Raw genomic sequence first — 20,841 nt, 5'->3', positions numbered from 1 at the left:
TAAAACAACAATATGCAACAACCCGAAATTTATCAATACCTGACCGACAATCTCAAATCAGCACTCGGTATTCTCGAACTTGAAAAAAACTCCCAACTGTATCGAGATACTACCTCAATCTGCGACTATCTCGCCAAACCAACTTTTCAAATAGCTGTCTTTGGCCCGTTTAATTACGGCAAGTCAACTTTGCTCAATGCAATGCTTGGAAATCGTGCTTTGCCGATCGACCTTGTGCCCACTACAGGTGCTGCCATTTATGTCAACTACGGCGAGGAATTGCACGCAAAAATTACCCTGAAAGACGGCACGGAAATTAGCGAACCGGGGACTGATGTTTTGAAACGCTACGCCATCCTTGACGACGCGAGACAAATGCGGGATGATGTGGCGGCCGTGAATGTTTACTGTCCCCATCCATTCCTGCAAACCGGTGTGGAATTGCTGGATTTGCCGGGAACCAACGATCGCGAAGAACAGGATAATTTGGTTCGGGATAAATTGTTAACGGCTGATTTAGTTGTGCAGGTTTTAGATGCTCGCAAATTGATGACTTTAGGCGAACGGGAGAACTTGAGAGATTGGTTGAGCGATCGCAACATCAACACTGTCGTCTTTGTTGCCAATTTTCTCAATCTACTCGAACCAGACGACCAAAAACAAGTTTACAATCGCTTGTTGTTTGTTGCCGAAAGTTTTCGATCCAATTTGCCGAACAATATCAGCAATATCTACCGCGTCGATGCTTTGCCGGCTTTGAGGGCCAGGCTGAAAGGAGATGTGGCGGCCGCCCAAACTTCAGGAATTGCGATGTTTGAATCGGCTTTGCAAAGTATTGTGGCAGATCAACAGGAACAACTAGCAGTTAAGTTGCCCAGAATTGAAGCCATAGCTACTAAAATTTGCCAATCTCTCCGGGCAAAAGCTGAAACTGTCACCGCAGAAATAGCTGCAGCTCAAAAAAAGCACAAAGACAAAATTGAAATTAAACAAAAAGCAGAAAAATTGATATTAAAAGGCTTTCACGCCAGCGTTTCCGATTTCGAGATTTGGCTTTACCAGCCCACACTTTTGCAGCGATATCAATCGGAAATGGCGCTCTCGCTCCAGGAAGGGAGTTTTGATGCGTGGAAGCTAAAATTTGAGCGAGAGGTCTTACATCAGCAGCAAACCATCGCAGAATGGGTAAATAAAGCTTGCGAATTCTTTGAGAAAGAACAGCCGATCGCCCTTTTGATTTCGTTTCCCCCATCCCCGCAAGTCAGTTTACCGGAGCCGCCACCACCTCCCGCTCAAAAGTCGATCGACAGCGAAGTGGCTCCAGTGGCGATCGCCACCGGCTTAGGTTGGCTATTGGGCGGGCCTGTGGGAGCAGCAGTAGTCGGCGGTGCTAGCTATATTTTGAATAAAAGAACTGGGTATGAAAAGCCGCCTGAATCGCCACAAGCTTATCTAAATCAAGTAACGGAAATTTGCAACGAGGCTGCTAAAAACTATCTCGCTCGCTTCAGCACCGATACTTTTTCCATGCTGCAACACTACAAGGAAATCGCCGGAAAAGTTATCTGTTTTCAAGACAGCAAAGAGCCACTACAGACAAATATTCAGCAATACCAGATCCAGTTAATCAATAATTTGTTAGAAAATATCGAATCCTGCCTTCAAATGACCAAATCTGTAATTAACGGCAAATGATCCGAACCGACATTGCGGCCAGTACGAATCTTTAAAACACCAATTTCTTTGCTGACTAGAAAGTGATCGATCGGAATATAAGCCAGCGGCATAAAAGTTGGCCAAGTCGGTAAAATGCCAAAGCCCGATCGCGCATTTCGCAGGTTTGCGGTTTTGACCATATTTTTGTAGAATGGCGACCACATTGTGGTATTGAAATCCCCAACCACAATCAGCGGATTTTTGACTTGGGCTGCATACTCGCCGATGCCGGCTAGCTGTTTATTGCGATTGATAAAACTCTCCTGTTTGACTGGCACAGTCGGATGAGCAAGAATCAGAGAAATGATTTTACCTTGAAATTTAACATCCGCAAACAAGCTCTTTCTTCTATTTGAAAAGGCTTTAACAGAAGATTTTTCTAAAGGTAGCTTGCTGTATATTGCACTGCCAAATCTCTCAGATTCTTGCTGGGTAGAAGAGTAAGGAAAAATCTCGCTTAAAACCGATAACTGTTTTGCCCAAGTTGAGTTGACTTCTACAAAAACTGCGATATCAGGTTGTTCTGCTTTAACCAGCGATATCACCTCAGAATATCGCCGATTACTCCTTAAAACATTTGAATGCAAAATCCGCAAGTTGTGTCCGGGAGTCGCTCCTGCAAAGGCTGGCGCTGGGAAATACCAAGGAACAATTTCTGCCAAATTAATGATAATGCAAAATGCGCTCACCAGCCACCATATTTTTTTTGAGCGCACGAGAGCGAATAATATAAAAGTAGAGAAACCAACCAGCAGATATTGTAGTTTAAAATGAGAACTCAATTCAAAAAAAATGTTGAATTCTCCCAAATAACCGACTATTGACAATACGGCATTTACCGTTGCTGCGATAATAAACCATTTTAAAATTACGTGCTTCAAGCTAAGGCTTTTGTTGGGATTGCTGTGCATCACCGCCCATTTCAGCTTAATTTTGAGGTCATTGGTAATCGGCAATTTATCAATTTCTGTTACCAATTGTTCTGGCTGTTCCAACTCTCGCCGCTTTTGATAAAATCTCACCAGCAAGCTATCTACCACAAAATAACTAAAATAATTGGCAACAAATCCTACAAATACCAACACACCTAAACCGACCAGCATACCAAAGGAACCGCCGACTTTGACCAAACCCGACCAAACGGCTGCGTCACCTGTTTTCCCTGTAGCTGCTATGGCGATAAATAGCATTAAAGCAGGCAATCCGATCGTGATTGTGTTTCTGATGATATAGTCCATTATACAATTTTAGATTTTAGATTTTAGATTTTAGATTGGGAATGAATCATGCAGTTTTTAGGGCAATGCACACCCCACCTATTGACTTAAGAGCGACTTTACAAAATCGGGATACTCCTTAAATTTCATAGATTTCTAAGGGTAAGTTGTCTGGATCTCTGAAAAATGTAAACCGTTTTTCGGTAATCTCGTCAAGGCGAATTTGTTCTACTTCTACTTGTTGGGATTTTAAGTAAGCAACGGATGCTTCTATGTCCTCTACGGCAAAAGCTAAATGTCTCAAACCGCAAGCTTCAGGATTGTTAACTCTTTCAGGAGGATGGGGAAATGAGAAAAGCTCGATAGTGTCGCCGTTTCCGACTCGCAAATCTAGTTTGTAAGAATTCCTCTCGGTTCGGAAAGTTTCTTTGATAATGGAGCATCCCAATATTTCTACATAAAATTTCTTCGATGCTTCGTAATCCGAGCAAATAATCGCCACATGATGTATTGCTTTTATTTTCATCTTAAAAAAGTTAGTTAGTTGCGTTTTTCTGAGATGTTGCACCATTCTCAATAAGCTTTTTATGAACAGGCAAGATGCCTGTTCCACAAAGAGTGAATTTTCTTGTGGAACAGGCCGAAAAGCCTGTTCTTGAGAATCGTGCCAGATGTGAGGTTTTTTCAAATGCACAGCACGCTATTAACAATTATATTTGACGATCGCAAACTCTGCGAGAAACCCTGCGAAATTCAGCGCGATCGCCCTTTATTTTCCCTCGTTCAAATCTTAATCTGAAAAATTTCTGCAAAAAAAGCACCTTACTTTGATAAAATGAGAGTTTTGCAGTCAATCACCCCTATTTGCATCTCAGGAGACAAGCACTATGGCCCGTATGTATTACGACACCGACGCGAACCTAGACCTCTTAGCCAACAAAACGATTGCTATCATCGGCTACGGTTCCCAAGGACACGCCCACGCCCTTAACCTCAAAGACAGTGGCATGAATGTCGTTGTCGGTTTGTATCCCGGTAGCAAATCTGCAGCCAAAGCAACCGACGCGGGTTTAACAGTTCACCCGGTAGACAAAGCAGCCGCCGCCGCTGACTTCATCATGATTTTATTGCCCGATGAAGTTCAAAAAACTATTTACAAAGAACAAATCGAACCGAACCTTTCTGAAGGAAATGTTTTAGCATTTGCTCATGGTTTTAACATTCACTTCGGCCAAGTTGTTCCCCCTGCCAATGTAGACGTAGTAATGGTTGCCCCCAAAGGCCCCGGACACTTGGTGCGACGGACTTACGAACAAGGGGAAGGTGTTCCGAGTTTGTTTGCAGTATATCAAGATGCTTCCGGTCAAGCGCGCGATCGGGCAATGGCCTATGCTAAAGGTATCGGTGGCACCAGAGCTGGCATCCTGGAAACCACTTTCCGCGAAGAAACAGAAACGGATCTTTTTGGCGAACAAGTAGTTTTGTGCGGCGGTTTGAGCGCCTTAATTAAAGCTGGATTTGAAACTTTAGTTGACGCCGGATACCAACCGGAATTAGCTTATTTTGAATGTTTGCACGAAGTTAAACTTATCGTTGATTTAGTAGTAGAAGGAGGCCTCGCCAAAATGCGCGACAGCATCTCCAATACCGCAGAATACGGCGATTTAACTCGCGGCCCCCGCATCGTCACGGATCAAACCCGCGCCGAAATGCGTAAAATTCTCAGCGAAATTCAATCCGGTCAATTTGCCCGCGAATTCGTTCTGGAAAACCAAGCCGGCAAACCGGGCTTTACCTCCATGCGCCGTCAGGAAGCAGAACATCCTATTGAAGAAGTTGGTAAAGATTTGCGAGCTATGTTTAGCTGGTTGAAAAAGCACGCTTAATCAATTTTAGATTTTAGATTTTAGATTTTAGATGGGAAGACCAATCTAAAACAGTCTGGACGCATAACCTCTATCTGTAGGGTGTGCATTGCACACCTTACTGGTTTGAGGAAAATCTAAAATCTCAAGTTTAATCGATTTGAGATTGAAGGAAAAATCTCAAATCTACAATCTCAAATCGTCATGTTTGGTTGGGCTTCGCTTAACCCAACCTACAAGAAAATGGCTAGGTATTATTAAAGAAACCGGGTTTCTCGCTGGTAGCTCAAAACTATCGTTTCGGGCTAGGACTTTTTTGCAATTTCTCAATATCCTGTTGCCTTTGCTCGTTGAAATCTCTCGGCCTCAACCAATCTGGCCACAACCCGACGAAGAACTTTCGGCTTGCCACGCTAGTATCTCTTACAGGTTTGGGGAGAAAAGTTAAAGTGTCACCGTAAAGGGTAAACAGGGCTGCCAACAGAAGCAATAGCGGGATAATATTTTTTTTAGGCATGGCAGTTTGGGAGTAGAGTTTGTGAAAGCAGTTTGTTATATTTTGCCCTTGCACGGACAAAATATATCAGAAACAGCTTAAGAAGAAAATACCCCCCTGGGGGCTAAGGCGCGCCGCCTACAACAGGAAAGCCTGCTAGTCGCAATATGATGTCCTCTCGAACTACCACTACAAACACCTTTATTATAGGTGTTCGAGCGGAGATCAGATTATTAGCTAATGACTAATAGTGGTAAGGTTCGCAGTGCGAACCATACATAATTATGTGTTCGGTCGAGAACTCTACAAAATACTATGGTTTTTGGCGCTTACCTACTTAACGACTAAGGACTAATCACTACTTATTCCCTTGAATAAAAGTTTGCACTACTGCATTAATTTCCGGGGAAATTTCTGTTATTAGCCGCACCGGGATTGCCGATGTGGAAGCAAATTGCGCGTATTCTGGTGTTAGAAAGACTGCATATTTGTCAGCTTCAGCAGTCAGTTGAGCGGCGGTAGCCAAACTTACAGCTTTAATATAATTGCGTATGCTAACAGCTTGGTCGCCCACAACTTCATCTCCGGTAATTCCTGTGCTTGGCCTGCGAAATTGGTCTAAAGTTGTACTGGGATCTTTGACGCTTAAATGGGTTCCTCCTACAAAACCGACTAGCCATTTGAGAGAGGGAATTTTTGGGAATCCGGCAATTTGTTCTGCTAAGGCGGGAGTGGTTTTGTCTGCAGAAGATGCTACTATTAATGTGGGAATTTGAATTGCACTTAAACCAGTTTCTCCAAATAGTAATGATGTGATCGGATTCATGGCGATCGCCCTTTTAATCCTCCCATCCCGCAATTGATACCGTTCTGCGGGCAATCCGGCCGCCGCACACTGAATGCCTTCGCCCAAGCTGAACCCAATCAAATCCCCCTGACACCTTTGTTTGAGTCCGCTCAATTGCAGTTCGGCGCCGGCCAAGCACAAGGCCGTAGCGCCGCCAAATGAATAGCCAATTATTACCGATCGGTCGATCGCAATTTTCCCCTGCAAGTTATCATCAGTTTGGTTCAATTTTGTCAGTTCGTCGAGTACAAAACTGATGTCTTTGGGACGCTCTAAAAACTCTTGAGGAGCTAGCAAGGGACACTTCCCCGCCATCGCAGCATTGGTATTCGTTTCATTGCTGCCCGGATGTTCTAAAGCTGCTACTACATAGCCGTGAGACGCCAAATGCTCGGCTAAGTAGCGCAAATCCGTGCGGACGGAACCCAACCCGTGAGAAAAAACGATCGCCGGTTTGTCGGCTGTCGCAGCTTTCGACCAGTACACATCAACCGGAATATGTCGATTGCGGGTGCTATCGTTCAAATCTAGCGCCCGTACCTGCACGAAATTAGGCCCGGGCTGGGTGGGATCGAAAGGCAGGTTAAACGCGGGTTTAGCCACTGCTAACTGAGGTGCGATCGCCGTCATAAACCGCTGAGTTTGCCAAAAACTTACGTTCAAATTTCCCAAAACTGCGAAAGCTCGATCGAGATCCACCACGACCCGCGAGCTCGGATAAGATTCAATGAAACTCAAGACAGATAAGCCTTCCGGTGCTTTTGCTCCCTGCACCAGAGCGGCTCGCAGCGCTTCCACACCCCCACCGTCGCGCCTGGGTATCACTGTAGTCAAATCCGTCAGGATGGCAGTGCCGATGCCCGTATTTAGCAAGTTGCTCAGGCCGACTACATTTAGGGGAATTTTCGCTTGCAGCGCCCGAAAAATTTTACTCCGCTGTTCCTCAGACAGGAGATTGGCATAAGCTTGGAGTTTGGCGGGGACTTTTCCTGTTTCTGCGAGTTCGCGCAAATCCGCAACCGATATTGACGATTCTAAAATACCTTTGCGGACAACAACCGTTTCTGCCGCTTTTGCAGAGGATGTCGCCCCGCTGAAAGGATTAATCGAAATCGAACCCAAAACACTCGCCACCGAAGAAAACCATCTGAAATTTGGTCTGATGCTCATTTTTACCTTATTGAACTAGAGGGGGTATATCACCATATTCTCAAAATTCTCCCAGATACCGAGAAATTGTTCTAGATGCCGAGAAACTGCCTCCATCGGGGTGCGATCGTCAAGACCTCTACGCATATTTACTTGGCGATCGCACATTCAGTACCTAAGTGCACTTCTGGTGCGGGTGCTAATGATGAGGAGTTGAAGGATTTTTTAATCGACCGCCCAAAAAATACAAACTTCGCGAGTTAAAAGAGCGATCTAGTGTTTTTCCGAACCGCACAAAGGTGCGGAAATTTTTATAGCAATTCCGTTGGATTAGGATTAAATATAAGACTTATACAATTGTCACAAATAAAGCTTAAAGTTTAGGTATGTAGTTGCGCTTGTCCGCTCTTAGTTAGGAAAAGAGCGAGTCGAGCGCAACTACATATAGCAGTTCTCAATAAAGTGAGGAGAGCCTCATGCCCTATGCCCTATGCCCTATGCCCTAGAGCACCTCATGTTCCTGAGAAAGGCTATACCTTTGTTTAATTTGCCAGTTGGCTTTAGTCCTAAAATATTAACCGCAGATGAGGGCAGATTCCTAACGTAATCTGCAGTTAAAATATTCCTCAAGATACAGGAAAATAAACAACAAGCATCGAAATATTTTGGTGAGTCCGGGCGATGGCTTCAGGTTCCTTGAGAGTTCCCGGTTTTTCCCACAAATTCTGTTGCTGAGAAATTGTTGTTAAAATCAGCAAATCGTGTTCTAACAAATTCTGCGAAACTAGCTTGATAAAATTTCCCCGCACCCGATTTACTGGTATCTCAGAAAGAATTTCCACCTCCGCCCCACTTTGGTTGCTTTGTTCCCGTTTTGTCGCCACCAACAACACTTGCAAACTCGCCTTAAGTTCCTCGGCTAAACTCTTAGCAATATCCACGGTTTCCTGAAATCCAAACCGAGTCAACTCGCTGTCAGTTACCGCCAAAATAACTCTGGCTGTATTCTGGAGAGGATCGGGAAATCGAGCAATCATTACGGGTACGGGCGATCGCCTTACCACATTGTCAATGATGCTGCCAAAAAAATTGTCGCGAGTCGTGGAAAATCCCTTCCAACCGCAAACTATTAAACTAGCCTCGCGTTCGGTTGCACTCCGCAGAATTCCGCGATCGATCGCATCATCTATCCTCGCGATCGGTTCAACCGCACAAGCAGCCGCATGGGCCACAGTTTCCGCAGCCGTCAAAAGTTGAGTTTGCTGCATTTTATCTGCAGGCGAAATGGCTTCCCCGCGATCGGACAAAATATGCAGTGGCAGCAAAGTTCCCTGAGATGTTTTTGCTAAAATCAAAGCCAAACGCAGCAAATTATCTTCCGTATTCGGATTAGCAACAGGCACTAAAACTCGGTCTCCCCAGGAATGCTTTCCCGAAGTACCAGCCGGCAAACTCGACCCCGGCTGCTGCATTTCTTGACCCCACCGAGATACAATCCAAGGAGAAGCGACACAAGTTACTAAAATCATGGCAATGATGCCGTTCACCGTTACGCGATCGACCAATTTAATCTCAAAAGCAACCGTAATCGCCGCCAAAGTAGAAGCAGCTTGAGCAACAGAAAGACCGAACATTACCATAATGTTCGGAAACTCAAAACGAAATAATTTCCCCGGTAGCCAAGCTGCCAAAAACTTACTCACCACCTCAGCTAAAATCATCACCGCAGCCACCAACAAAGACTGCGGCTGCTTTACCAAAATTAGCGGGTCAATTAACATCCCCACAGAAATCAGAAAAAACGGCACAAACAGCGTATTGCCAATAAACTCAATCCGATTCATCAGGGGACTCATTTTGGGAATAATTTGAGTAATGGCAATTCCCGATAAAAATGCACCAATAATTGCCTCAATTTCAATTAGTTCTGCTGCGTAAGAAACTAGAAATAGGGTTGCCAATACAAATATAAATTCGGCATTTTCGTCGTGTCCGAATTTCTTAAAGAACCAGCGACCGATTTTGGGAACTCCCCACAAAGTACCAAAAGTGTAGATAGCAAGAGATGGAATGAGAAACAGCCAAAATTCGAGAGTTAGATTTCCTTTGAAAGCTTTAACAACAATTGCCAGCACCAACAGCCCCAACACATTCGTAATTAAAGTCCCGCCCAAAGTCGTAGTAATAGTCTGAGTTCGCATCAATCCCAATTTTGTGAGAATTGGCAGCGCTAAAAGGGTGTGTGTAGCAAAACAAGAAGCGACTAAAATTGCAGCCAGCCAGCTATATCCCAACAGCAGCATAGCTGCTGTTCCCAATATCATCGGTAGCGAAAAAGTAGCCAGCCCAAATATGACAGCTTTGTCCGCATTGAGTTTGAGGTCATCGAGGCTAGTTTCCAGCCCCGCTAGGAACATCAAAAACAGCAATCCTACAGTACCTAACAAAACAATAGTAGCGTCTCGTTGCAGCAAATTGAGACCGTTGGGCCCGACAATTACGCCAGCAATAATTAAACCCACTATTCCCGGCAGTCGCAAGCGCTCAAATAACAGCGGCGCGAGTAGCATGATTGCTAAAAGAACTAGAAAAACGGGAACGGGGGCGGTAATTGGCCCGGAAGTTAACATAAATTTCACCCTAAATATTGGCAGCGAACTGCTACCATATTTAAAAGGAAATAATCAAAATGTCTATCAATCTAAAGAGGTATTCTCAATATATTACAGGGTAATTGGTAATAAGTAATACTGGGCGCGAGTAACTCGGTTTATTGGTAAAATATGGGTTTGATAACTAGAAATTGGGTGGCTCGCGAACTCCGCTTAAAAAAAGTATATTTTTATTTGGAGGCACAAAAACCTAGTTAAGAGTCAAAATAACAGGTTGTGAGCGATCGACTTTAACGCCGAAACCTGGTTTTTTATCCTATTTACGTCCCCCACTATGTATGTATCAAATGCAAGGGGAAACAGACATATATCCCAAGATGGACTTTGGCAAACTCGCTCCTAATTCAGAAACCCGGTTTCTTAAAAAAACCGGGTTTTTCACCACAACCGACTATTTAAATGGGTTAGTCTTGGACGCGAAAAAACCTGGTTTCTACGCAACATACTTAACCGTACCCTTACGGTAGCTAAGTATGTATTTGTTGTCAAGATTTTCCCATCTAATTTTCAATGATAGGCTAAGCGAGCGAAACAATACTAGCTCGCTCGTAAGGCAATCTGTTTGTCGGCAAAACCTCCAGATTAATTTGCAACGAATCCAAAGCCGGATTTTCTGCTAGCAGCTTTTGCGTCAAACTCTTATTAAGAATTTCCCAGAAATCCGTTTCATTGGGATAATTAGTCAAGAAACTGTCGATGCTTTTGTAAATCGGCACAAAGTCTGGATACTCATCCTGCGTAATTCCTGGTTTGTACTGATATTTGACATCCATATTGAGGTTATTCAAACCCTGGTGATCGATCGAGTAATTAGGAATCTTGAAATCCCATGCTTCGCCTAATTTACCATCTTGAGTACGAGTAACGGTACTGCTGCGATCGTAAGGCAATCGGTTCGTCGGTAAAACATCCAAATTAACCGTCACCGACGAAAGTGCCGGATTGTCAGCGAGCACTTTTTCGGTCAGATTTTTGTTAACAATTTCCCAAAAATCTGTTTCGTTCGGGTAGTTAACTAAAAGATTGTCAATGCTCTTGTAAATCGGCACAAAATCAGGATACTGATAATTTTGAATTCCGTCTTGGTACTGATAATTTACATCAATATTCAGGTTGTTTAACCCTTGATGATTAATTGGGTAATTTGCCAATGTAAAATTCCATTTCTGCGTCAGTTGAGCATCGGACGGAAAGAAAGCAATTCCTATTGGACGCTGTAGCTTGCTGTCGGGAGGGACAAAAATAGAACTGTTACTCGACCCAGGATTTCCCGATATTGGCAGCGGTTCGTCAGTCTTGCCATTATACCGCAAAACAGCGCCGGCACCGTTAGCATTGGTGCGGTTGTCAAAGCCAACTGCAAACAAATTGCCGATCGGCGAAAAGGCCAAACTACCTACATAATTGCTACTGGGCGAAGTATCAGTATAATTGGTAGATAAAACCTTGACCAATTCCCCACTTCTTAAATTGTAGCGCCTGATATCGTTAGCAAAATCGCTGACATAAAGGTCGCCGTCACCGGGTCCGATTGCCATTCCCAAAAGACTTGCAAATCCCTGACTCCGAGGCGAAGGATCGGGCGAAGCAAAGATACTTGACTGCCGGGTTTGCGGGTTGTAACGCAGCACCTGACTGGGGAAACCTGCGCTAAAATCTGCTTTATCATTGCGAGCAACACTCCCCTGCGTTGTCACGTACAAATTGCCGTCAGGAGCAAACAGTAAACCGTTCGGGCCATTCAATCCTCCCGCTTGCTGATTTCCCGAAGCAAATACATCAATAAACTGTCCTGTTTTGCCGTTATATCGGAGAATTTGGTCACTCAAAAAACTGCTGACATAAAAATTATCGTCAGGGCCAAAAGCTAAACCGTAAGGGCGAAACAATCCGCCAGTTTCATCGGCCGCCGTGTTCGGATTATCGGCGACAAACTTGTCAATAAATGCGCCAGTCATTCCGTCATACCGCAATACCGCAGATGCTGTCGGTTCTCCCGAATTTCCGGGCTTGTCGCCGCTACTAACGTAAATGTCCGACTTACCATCGCCATTACCATCGGGTCCAAAAACGATCGTATCTGGATTGGACAAACCGCCACTTCCCGGTGAAACAAATTCGCCTAGAAAATTGCCGGTCTTGCCGTCAAACCGAAGTACATTATTTCCCCGGCTATTGCCAACTAGGAAAGTTCCTTGAGGATTGCTGGGTTGAGTGCGAGTAACTTTGCTGGTGCGGTTGTAGGGCAAGGTTTGGCTTGGCAGAACGTTGAAATCTATCTTAATTGCCGCCAATGCAGGATTTTCGTTGAGGATATTTTGAATCAAGTTTTTATTGACAACTTCCCAAAAATCAGTTTCGTTCGGATATGTGGTTAAAAAGTTATCAATGCTCTTGTAGATTGGCACAAAATCGGGATATTCATTGGGAGCGATTTCCGGCTTGTACTGGTAATCTATATCGAGATTGAGCTTGTTCAATCCTTGGTGATTGATGGCGTAGTCTTTGACTGAAAAATTCCAATCTTCTGTGCTTTTGCCCGATTGACTGCGGAAAACTGTACTGGCGCGATCGTAGGGCAATATCTCCGTTGGCAAAACTTCCAGTTGAATCGTAACATCTGTCAGTACCGGATTTTCATTTAGCACCTTTTCCGTCAAATTTTTGTTTAGAATTTCCCAAAAATCTGTTTCGTTCGGGTAGTTAACTAGGAAATTATCAATACTTTGGTAAATGGGAACAAAATCGGGATATTCGTTCGGGGTAATTCCCGGTTTTAACCCGTAACCAACTTTAAGGTTGAGGGTGTTTAAACCTTGGTGTTCGATGGTGTAATCTTTAAAATTGAAAGCCCAGTTTTCATCAGGAAATAGGGAAGAAGTTTGGGATAGGGAGAGTTCACCAACAGGTAAAGCTATCCCTGTCAGTTCGTCTATCTCACCTTGAGTGGAGGTAGCGGTCTGGGATTTTAGACTACTATCAACTTTAATATTGTCGCTTCCTGACGATTGGAGACCGAAGTCGGTGGATGGCCCAAAAAGGCCGTTAGCGAAGCCCTCGTAGAGGATCGCACTACCAGTCGCAGCAGCCGCCCAATCTGGTTTTTCAGTCAAATCGTAGCTGGTATTAAATAAACCATTGGTATCGCCGACGGCACTTGGGCTGAGCGGATTTAAGCGATCGAACTTACTGTCAAATAAGTCTAGTATTTCCGCTGAAACACCCTCAACATTTCCCGGAATCGGATTTTCTGGAAACCGTCCTGCTGTGTTAAACATAAGCTATTTTTTTTAGATACACCCGCCATCGGGAATAATTTTGAAAAAATTATAGCCTCTTTCCAAAAAATGTCAAGTACCTTAAGAAGTGTTTTATATTTGCTTACCAAAATTAAAGCTGAAATTTGTCCCCTTTCTCAATCCTATCGTTTGCCGTTGCATCGGTATTGTTCAAAGGTCAAACAGTCAACAGTCAATAGAAATTTCTGCCAAAAACAGGCTTTCTTGTTCCCCGCGCACAAGTCCTGATTTGGCATACCCCTAAAAAAGGGAAAAGTGATTTTATCCCTTGCTCTTCCCTATTTAAAATCTAAAACCGGGAAAGGTTTCGCCGCTTCCATCTGCGCCGCTAAAGCAATTAAAGTTGCTTCCGCCGCCGGCCGCCCGATAATTTGAATTCCCACGGGCAAACCGTTGTTATCTAAAATGGCAGGAAGTGCGATCGCAGGCAAACCGCTAGCATTAAACGGCGGACAAGGAGCAACCCAATTAATAATGTGCTGCAAAGTTTCTTCAAAACTCAAATCCGCCCACTCCCCAACCCGGATTGGCGAGTGCATATAAGTGGGCAAAACTAACACATCAAATTTTTCAAAGAATCCCACAATCCGCCGTGAAATCACCTGCATTTGATTCACCGCCCGCAAATATTCCCCAGCCGAAATAGTTCTTTCTAACAGCCAGCGATTCATCGGTTCCAAAGCAGGGCCGGGAATGCCACTTGCCGCCGCCCCCGACTGCCAAATTGCGATAAACGGTTCGATTAAACCCGTAAAATCCGGGCATCCAGGTTCGACATCATGACCCAAATCAGTCAATAATTTTACTGTTTCGAGTACCGCTTGCTGACAGATAGGCGCAGCCTCGCCCACAGGGGAAATAGTCGTAGAAAACGCAATTCGCAGTTTGCCCTGCTGTTGACGCGAAGCCTCTAGAAAAGTCGGATTTGCATCTGGTAGCCAGTACGGATCGCCTGTTGTGTAGCCTGACATTACATCCAAAAGTGCGGCGGCGTCAGCTACTGTGCGCGCCAGGGGGCCGTTGGCAGAAATGCCGCTGAGGTAATCTCCGACAGGTGCCCAGGAAACTCGCCCCCGCGATGGTTTAATGCCCACTAAACCGCAGCAGGAAGCTGGGCCTCGAATCGAACCGCCGCCGTCTGAACCTTGGGCGATCGCACACAAACCCGCTGCTACAGCGGCCGCTGAGCCACCGCTGGAACCTCCGGGCGTATAGTCTAAATTCCAGGGATTGCGCGCGGGCGGGAAACCTTCTGGTTCGGTGTAAGGTAATGAGCCAATTTGAGAGGTGGCTGTTTTGCCCAGAATGTTAAATCCCGCTGCTTTGATCCGCCATACTACTGACTCGTCGTAGGCAGAGATGTTACCCAGCAAAGCCTGAGTGCCGTAGGTACAGGGAACGCCCGTAACTGGTGTCAAGTCTTTAATGGCGATCGGCACTCCGAAAAAAGGTGGCAATTCCTGTGGCTTGTTTAACCCAGCTAGTTTTTCGGTTTGAGATTTAGCTAGGGCGATCGCCCGCTCGGCCGTTACAGTAAAATAACTGCCAAGCTCAGGGTTTAATCGATCGATCCGTTCCAAGTACAGATTGACAATTTCTAAAGGCGACACTTCCAGGGTGCGGATCGACTCCGCCAACTCCAAAGCTGGAGTAAAAGCCAGATCGACAGAATTCATCCGTTTAACTCCTTAATAGTTGGGCAAAGTATAATTTAATACTGTTGAGTTGCGGCAAACTCTTTTCCTGAAGAAATTTATTCAAAAAAGTCAAAAATCCATATTTGATCATATATCGAGAGTGATGGCATCCTCCAATTGGCAGAATAGTTCCTTAGTAGTGCAGCACTACGACCCCCTCTTGGGATAGACTGAGAACAACAGTTAAGCTCTTGTGCAAGAGACGCACAATGGCGATCGGCATTGTTCAACTCCCACAAATCATCTGTTCGAGTCAGCCTTCTCACCAACTTAAGGTAGCGCATATGACACAACAGCATCCGCCCGCTCCTCGCCCGCCCGTACCCGGAGCCCCTCCACCGCCAGGAATGCCCCGCCCTCCTGCTCCCGGAATGCCCCCCAGAGCAGCAGGAATGCCACCCGCACCGCCCCCGGCTCCAGCACCAGCAGCGCCACCCGCACCAGCGCCGCAATCCTTCGCCACACCTAAAGGCCAGAGCTCTAGCAGCGGCGGAGTTCCGAGTTTGAAAGAGCTAGTAATCCGAGCCAAAGAAGAAGGAGTATCCGACCTTCACCTCGGAGTAAACGAAGTTCCCCGCTTCCGCACGCGGGGCGAGATTGCCGACATCGGCTATCCACCGACGGATTTAGATACGTTTTTTGGCTGGTTGCGGGAGTGCATGAGCGATGAAGAAATTGAAATTTTCCAAAAAACCCTAGACTTTGACGGCGCTTTCGACTTCGGCTTCGTCCGCATCCGGATCAGTTGCATGGACTCCTTGGCCGGTCCGGCGATGGTGCTGCGGCTAATTCCTGCCAAAATATTGACAATGGAGGAATTGAAGCTGCCGGAGGTCTTTAAGAAAATATGCGGCTACCACAAAGGGCTGATTTTGGTGACAGGCCCGACAGGTTCGGGTAAGTCTACCACGTTGGCCGCGATGATCGACTACATCAATAAGAATAAAGCCTACAATATCATCACGATCGAAGACCCCGTAGAATTCGTACACGAAAGCAAAAAATCCTTGATTAAGCACCGGGAAGTCGGCAGGCACACCCTCAAGTTTATGAGCGCTCTCAAAGGCGCTCTGCGGCAAGACCCGGATATGCTGCTAGTAGGAGAAATTCGGGACAGAGAGACGGTGGAAATCGCCCTCAAAGCTTCTCAAACCGGTCACTTAGTTGCAGGAACCCTGCACACCAACAGTGCGGTTAAGACCCTGAACCGGATTCTGGATATGTTCGGGGCGGAAGAACAGGATGCCATACGGGTCTCAATTTCCGAATCCCTAGTGGCAATTATTGCTCAACTGCTGTGCAAAACCACAGACGGAAAGCGGGCTGCTTTCCACGACGTTATGATCAATACCGACGTGGTTAAGGAATACATTCTGAAGGGGCAGAATGAGGAAATCAATCAAATCATGATCAAAGATACTTATGAAGGCATGACGACGATGAATAAGTCGCTCTACGGCCTTTATCAAGAAGGTCGGATTACTGAAGAACTTTGTGTAGAGAACTCGCCGTTCCCGAACGAAATGGCTCAGATGCTTCGCGGTCGAGTCTAAAGGTGGAGTGTTAACAGTTAGCAGTTAAAAGTTAACTGTTAACTGTTAACTTTAATTGGTGTACTGAATTGAAAGTCGATCGCCCGATTTTGCCAGAAATTTTCAAAGGCATTGCGCTGTTTACACCAGGGGGAGACTTAATCTATTGCATAGACCCCCACAAGCAAACTCGCTGGCATTTGCAGTTGTGCGTAGCTCTACAGGAGATCCTCGGTTTGTCGGAACCGCCGCATTTTCTGATACCTTGCTACACGGCAACCGTTGACTCCTGGCTCGATCCAGGCGATCGGCAGGTGCGGGTTGCTGCCGAGGCTTACCCCCCCGTGCTGCGACATCAAACGCTGCTGAACGCCATTTTTGGGACTGGCGACTTAGTGTGGCAGCCCCGGAGCGAAGAAATGTGCGAACCGATGGCAATCGCTACTTATCACGAACAATTCCCCGAACTTTGGGAAAATCACGACTTAGTTGTACAGTATGCCAGCCCCGAAGCTCGATCGGACTGGAGCAGTTCCATAGTACCTCCCTTGGGCTTTCCGCCATCGCAGCAGACTCGGCTTCCCAAACCAACAGCACTTACCCCACCGCCACAAACTCAAGGATACGTTTTGCGTCTGTTTGTTTCCGGCAGCAACCCCAGCACCGAACGCACCCTAGAAACTTTACACCAGTTCTTAGAGAAATGCCTCGATCGTCCCTACACTTTAAAAGTAATTGATGTTTTGAAACATCCAGACCAAGCTGAGGCAGATCAGATTTCAGCAACTCCTACTTTGATTAAAATCTGGCCGAAACCCGTGCGACGAATTGTCGGCGAATTGAATGATAATGAAAAAATAGTGCGGCTGCTGAGCTATTCGGAATTTTAGATTGGGGCGGGGAGTTTTGCGATTATTTAATACTGGCGATCGCGGGTTAACTCACCATTGAATTAACCACATAAGACTTATGCACGATTGTTTAGAAACCGGGTTTTTTTTACGAAAAGACCTGTTGTAGGCCGCAGATTCGGTAAAAAACCCGGTTTCTGCGTGCTAGGTTAACTTACTTTGCTTGAAAATTGTGGTAAGGTGCGCCGAAGAGCACCCTACTTTACCACAATCAATCGGGCAATCACGAGAATTGAAAACCCTGCCTGAAGTCAAAAAAGTCGATCGACTCAATCAGGAAGACAAACATCAGGAGGACACAAACTGGGGAAATCCAAAGTTGTGACTTCCAGCGTATCCAACTCAACTCTCCGAATTACATGATTGTTCGTATCAGCAACAAACAAATGAGGCCCGATCGCACTCAACCCTGAAGGTTCAAAAAATCGAGCCTTGAGACCTTTAGCATCAACCAAACCTGCTTTACCATCTCCAATCATTGTTCTGCACGTACCCCCCCGGTGGTCGATCCGCTTAATTTTGTGATTGTAAGTATCAGCAACCCAGAGGTAATTTTGAGCGTATTCAACACCCATACAGTGCTGCAACCTTACCTCCTCAGCGCGACCATCTTTATCCCCAAAACCAAACAATTCACCACTACCGCAAACAGTGCGAACCTTCGGGTCTTCATCAATACCCACAGCCCGAATCGAACTAATTTCGCTGTCAGCAACAAACAACTCCGATCGATCGGTAGACAGGCCACTGGGCTGAGAAAAAGCAGATTCTGCAAGATTCCCGTCCACACAGGATTCTCGGCCAATACCCGCATAAGTGCCGATCGTGCCAGTGTCTAACTGCATTTCCCAAATTTGGTGGGAACCAGCCATTGCAATAAAAAGTCTATTTCCAACTCTTTCTAAATCCCAAGGCGAATTCAATTGCGTTTCTAAACCCTTGCCGCTGCGGGGTGAAATTTCGTGACTTTGTTCGCCCGTACCAGCAACAGTTTCCACCCGTTGAGTCGTAAAATCAATCTTTCTGAGAGCATGATTTTCCGTATCAGCAACATATAGAATTTGACTTTCTGCATCAAAAGCCATACCTTGAGGTGCATAAAACTCAGCCTCTTCAAAGTCCCCATCAGTTAAACCCGGTTTGCCGCTACCGATGACGTGCAGCACCTCACCTTCGAGGGTGCTGACAACAATCCTATTGTGTCCTGAATCGGCAATAAATAAGCAAGAACCGACTAAGTTTTGTATAACTGAATTAGCAGGCCCGGGCAATACAGTTTCATCTACAGATTCATTTTCCTGACTCATTTCGCCCAAAAGCGCGACCTGTTGGTGAAGATGTTTTGCCTCCGTTGCAGCGATCGCAAATGCCAGCACTTTACCGGGAAAAGCCAGCGGTGTTGATACAGGTTTGCGCTGTTTTTCTAAGCTAAAACTGAGTTGTTTAAACTTGAGTGCATTTTTATCTTTGTATTCAGCAATTAACTTGCCAACTAACTCGTCAAGTGCTTCTCTATTGCCTTCACCTGAAACAAAGCCAACGACATAACTTTCAGGATCGAGCACCATTAAAGTCGGCCAAGCGCGAACCGCGTAGCTTTGCCAAACTTTCATGCCGCTATCAACGATTACCGGATGTTCGATATCGTAGCGGAGGATAGCTTGGCGGATGTTTTCTACTTCTTTTTCGTTTTCAAATTTAGCCGAGTGAACGCCGATAACGGTGAGGGAATCTTTATATTTTTGTTCGAGGTATTTTAAGTCGGGCAGGACGTGCAAGCAGTTGATGCAGCAGTATGTCCAGAAGTCGAGAAGGACGACGCGCCCTTTTAGAGATTCAATGGATAAAGGTTTTTCGGTGTTCAGCCAGGGGTAGTTTCCGGGGAATTCTGGTGCTCTGACGCGGGGCATGGCATCTCCTGGGTAGCGGGTGAATGATTTTTTTTACTTCTTTAATTTAGCGGGAAGTTTGGCAGGATGGGGAAAAGGGGAGGTTAAACGAGGGCTTGTGGTACAGTTCGGAGTGTCTGTACTACAACAGGGGGGCGAGAGGTGCGATCGAGCATCACCGCCCTTATTGCGTATAAATACTCAAAAAATCTCTCTTTATCTAAAATCTAAAACAATTATCAAAGGTACTTGACATTTCAGGATGACAAGCTTAAGCTATATCTAGGAACTTTAGCTAAGGTTATGAGAAATCACCCAATGTCCAAAACTATCTATGATGTCATCCAGCGTTTTGAGGTAGAAAAAGGCGTACCCCGCCTGATTTCAACCAATATTCAAGTGATTGAAGGTGGCGAAGATTTGATGTCTTTAGCTGCAAATTTACTCAAGCAACTGGGCTTCTATGACAAGTTTGACGAAAAGCGCACATCTCAATATATAGGGTACAGACTTAAAAACCCGAGGAAAGGAGATAAGCGCTATCAACTTGTTTTAGCTCAGCGGAAAGAGGGTTTATGTATTTCCATTCCCCAAGACAGATTAGAACCATATCTCCTCAACATGAAGTCTCATGTAGTCATCCAAGAACAAGTGGTTAGAGGTGAAAATCTCAAAGCAAGTTATTGGATATTACCTAGTAAAAGAGAGCAGTTTTTGAATTCCATAAAAGGAGAATATTGGCATCTTTTTGAGGAATTTGAAATAGGGGTCAAGAGGGAAATCAAAGGAGATGTTTACCTAAATTCTTATAAAGATTACGAAAACTCATATACAAATTGGGTAGAAGTTTTTCCCAGCGAGATACTGGATGAATTTCAAGCAGATACTTTGAGCAATGACCCCCAATCTTATCTAATAATTAATCCCGATAAACTGTTTCCCTACGCATGGCAAGTATCTATCAATTCAAGTGAAGTTCTAGAAGAGTTCCTTGGTCACTTTGCAAAAATTCTCATGGAGGCACAATAATGTCTGTAATAGCCAAACCAATTGTCAACTCTTACGAAGCAAGAATGCTCGAATTTCTTCATACCTGTGTAGACAACAACTATAAAATTCATACACAGGTGAGCTTATCCCAAATGTGCGAACAAGTTAGCAACCTTGACTGGGAACTAAGAAAGTTTTTATTTAGCCCCAGTTCTGTGGATGCTCTAATCACAGACTTAAACTACAATCCTTGTCTAGTAGTAGAGTTTCAGTCTCACTACCACGATAGCCCAGAAGCGACAGAGCGCGATCGCAAAAAAGCTACTTTACTTGAGTTTGCCAAAGTTCCCTTAATTTACTCGCGGGTAAAAGACTATGGTTTGTTATATCTCTTTTCTCAAGATGAGGAAGTAGTTTTCAATTTATTCACAGGACAAAACAGGGAAAATGCCCAAGCGCTAATCACGCAATATTGCAGGTAATCAGTCGCGCCTCAAGTCCCGGCTATAGCTTGGTAAGTAGGAATAGTTAAGTTATTTATGTCCGAAAATACCAAGCTAA

14 protein-coding genes are annotated in these 20,841 nt (G+C 45.1%); 7 read left to right on the top strand and 7 right to left on the bottom strand.

Annotated features, from left to right (window positions below):
• Positions 1-12: 12 nt before the first annotated feature.
• Entirely contained in the window at positions 13-1,695 is a 1,683-nt protein-coding gene (locus QUB08_RS20710) for a dynamin family protein (RefSeq protein ID WP_333226653.1), read from the top strand.
• On the opposite strand, the gene QUB08_RS20705 is transcribed toward QUB08_RS20710, so the two are convergent.
• Positions 1,662-2,954: an endonuclease/exonuclease/phosphatase family protein gene (locus QUB08_RS20705; protein WP_333226651.1), complete on the bottom strand. Its 1,293-nt coding sequence runs from the start codon at positions 2,952-2,954 to the stop codon at positions 1,662-1,664. The genes QUB08_RS20710 and QUB08_RS20705 overlap by 34 nt on opposite strands.
• A gap of 118 nt (positions 2,955-3,072) precedes the next feature.
• Positions 3,073-3,459: an SMU1112c/YaeR family gloxylase I-like metalloprotein gene (gloA2, locus tag QUB08_RS20700; protein ID WP_333226649.1), complete on the bottom strand. Its 387-nt coding sequence runs from the start codon at positions 3,457-3,459 to the stop codon at positions 3,073-3,075.
• Positions 3,460-3,820: 361 nt separating this feature from the next.
• On the opposite strand from gloA2, the gene ilvC reads away from it, so the two are divergent.
• Positions 3,821-4,819 carry a ketol-acid reductoisomerase gene (ilvC, locus tag QUB08_RS20695; protein WP_246276732.1) on the top strand — a complete coding sequence of 333 codons (999 nt, stop codon included), beginning with the start codon at positions 3,821-3,823 and terminating at the stop codon, positions 4,817-4,819.
• Between the two features lie 833 nt (positions 4,820-5,652).
• Here the strand turns inward: ilvC and QUB08_RS20690 are convergent.
• On the bottom strand, positions 5,653-7,311 hold the full coding sequence (locus QUB08_RS20690; RefSeq protein WP_333226647.1) for an alpha/beta hydrolase: 1,659 nt from the start codon (positions 7,309-7,311) through the stop codon (positions 5,653-5,655).
• 75 nt (positions 7,312-7,386) lie between these two features.
• Here QUB08_RS20690 and QUB08_RS20685 point away from each other — a divergent pair, with 75 nt between their 5' ends.
• Positions 7,387-7,554 (top strand): hypothetical protein, encoded by a 168-nt coding sequence (locus QUB08_RS20685; RefSeq protein ID WP_333226645.1) that lies wholly within the window; start codon positions 7,387-7,389, stop codon positions 7,552-7,554.
• Positions 7,555-7,916: 362 nt separating this feature from the next.
• Here the strand turns inward: QUB08_RS20685 and QUB08_RS20680 are convergent, their stop codons facing one another.
• The 3 genes from QUB08_RS20680 to QUB08_RS20670 all read right to left on the bottom strand — a co-directional run bounded on the left by QUB08_RS20680 (position 7,917) and on the right by QUB08_RS20670 (position 14,937).
• Positions 7,917-9,920 (bottom strand): cation:proton antiporter domain-containing protein, encoded by a 2,004-nt coding sequence (locus QUB08_RS20680; protein WP_333226663.1) that lies wholly within the window; start codon positions 9,918-9,920, stop codon positions 7,917-7,919.
• Between the two features lie 560 nt (positions 9,921-10,480).
• Positions 10,481-13,240 carry an NHL repeat-containing protein gene (locus tag QUB08_RS20675; protein WP_333226644.1) on the bottom strand — a complete coding sequence of 920 codons (2,760 nt, stop codon included), beginning with the start codon at positions 13,238-13,240 and terminating at the stop codon, positions 10,481-10,483.
• 299 nt (positions 13,241-13,539) lie between these two features.
• A complete protein-coding gene (locus QUB08_RS20670; RefSeq protein ID WP_333226642.1) occupies positions 13,540-14,937 on the bottom strand; it encodes an amidase in 1,398 nt (465 codons plus the stop codon).
• 305 nt (positions 14,938-15,242) lie between these two features.
• Between QUB08_RS20670 and QUB08_RS20665 the strand changes: the two genes are divergently transcribed.
• Together QUB08_RS20665 and QUB08_RS20660 are read left to right on the top strand one after the other, a co-directional pair.
• The gene (locus tag QUB08_RS20665; protein ID WP_333226661.1) at positions 15,243-16,511 is read left to right on the top strand and encodes a type IV pilus twitching motility protein PilT; all 1,269 of its coding nucleotides are present in this window, start codon (positions 15,243-15,245) and stop codon (positions 16,509-16,511) included.
• Between the two features lie 68 nt (positions 16,512-16,579).
• Positions 16,580-17,380, top strand: a complete 801-nt coding sequence (locus QUB08_RS20660) for a circadian clock KaiB family protein (RefSeq protein WP_333226640.1) — start codon at positions 16,580-16,582, stop codon at positions 17,378-17,380.
• Between the two features lie 290 nt (positions 17,381-17,670).
• Here the strand turns inward: QUB08_RS20660 and QUB08_RS20655 are convergent, their stop codons facing one another.
• Positions 17,671-19,311 carry a thioredoxin-like domain-containing protein gene (locus QUB08_RS20655; protein WP_333226638.1) on the bottom strand — a complete coding sequence of 547 codons (1,641 nt, stop codon included), beginning with the start codon at positions 19,309-19,311 and terminating at the stop codon, positions 17,671-17,673.
• Between the two features lie 297 nt (positions 19,312-19,608).
• Here QUB08_RS20655 and QUB08_RS20650 point away from each other — a divergent pair, with 297 nt between their 5' ends.
• The gene (locus QUB08_RS20650; RefSeq protein ID WP_333226636.1) at positions 19,609-20,319 is read left to right on the top strand and encodes a hypothetical protein; all 711 of its coding nucleotides are present in this window, start codon (positions 19,609-19,611) and stop codon (positions 20,317-20,319) included.
• Complete coding sequence (locus QUB08_RS20645; RefSeq protein ID WP_333226634.1) at positions 20,319-20,762, top strand: DUF2726 domain-containing protein; 444 nt, start codon at positions 20,319-20,321, stop codon at positions 20,760-20,762. Before QUB08_RS20650 ends, QUB08_RS20645 begins: the two co-directional genes overlap by 1 nt.
• The last annotated feature ends 79 nt before the right edge of the window (positions 20,763-20,841 follow it).

This window comes from Microcoleus sp. BR0-C5, from assembly GCF_036705045.1.
In the GTDB taxonomy this organism is placed as follows: Bacteria; Cyanobacteriota; Cyanobacteriia; order Cyanobacteriales; family Microcoleaceae; genus Microcoleus.
Note: the sequence above shows the minus strand (reverse complement) of the source record. Positions and strands in the feature narration are given on the sequence as shown.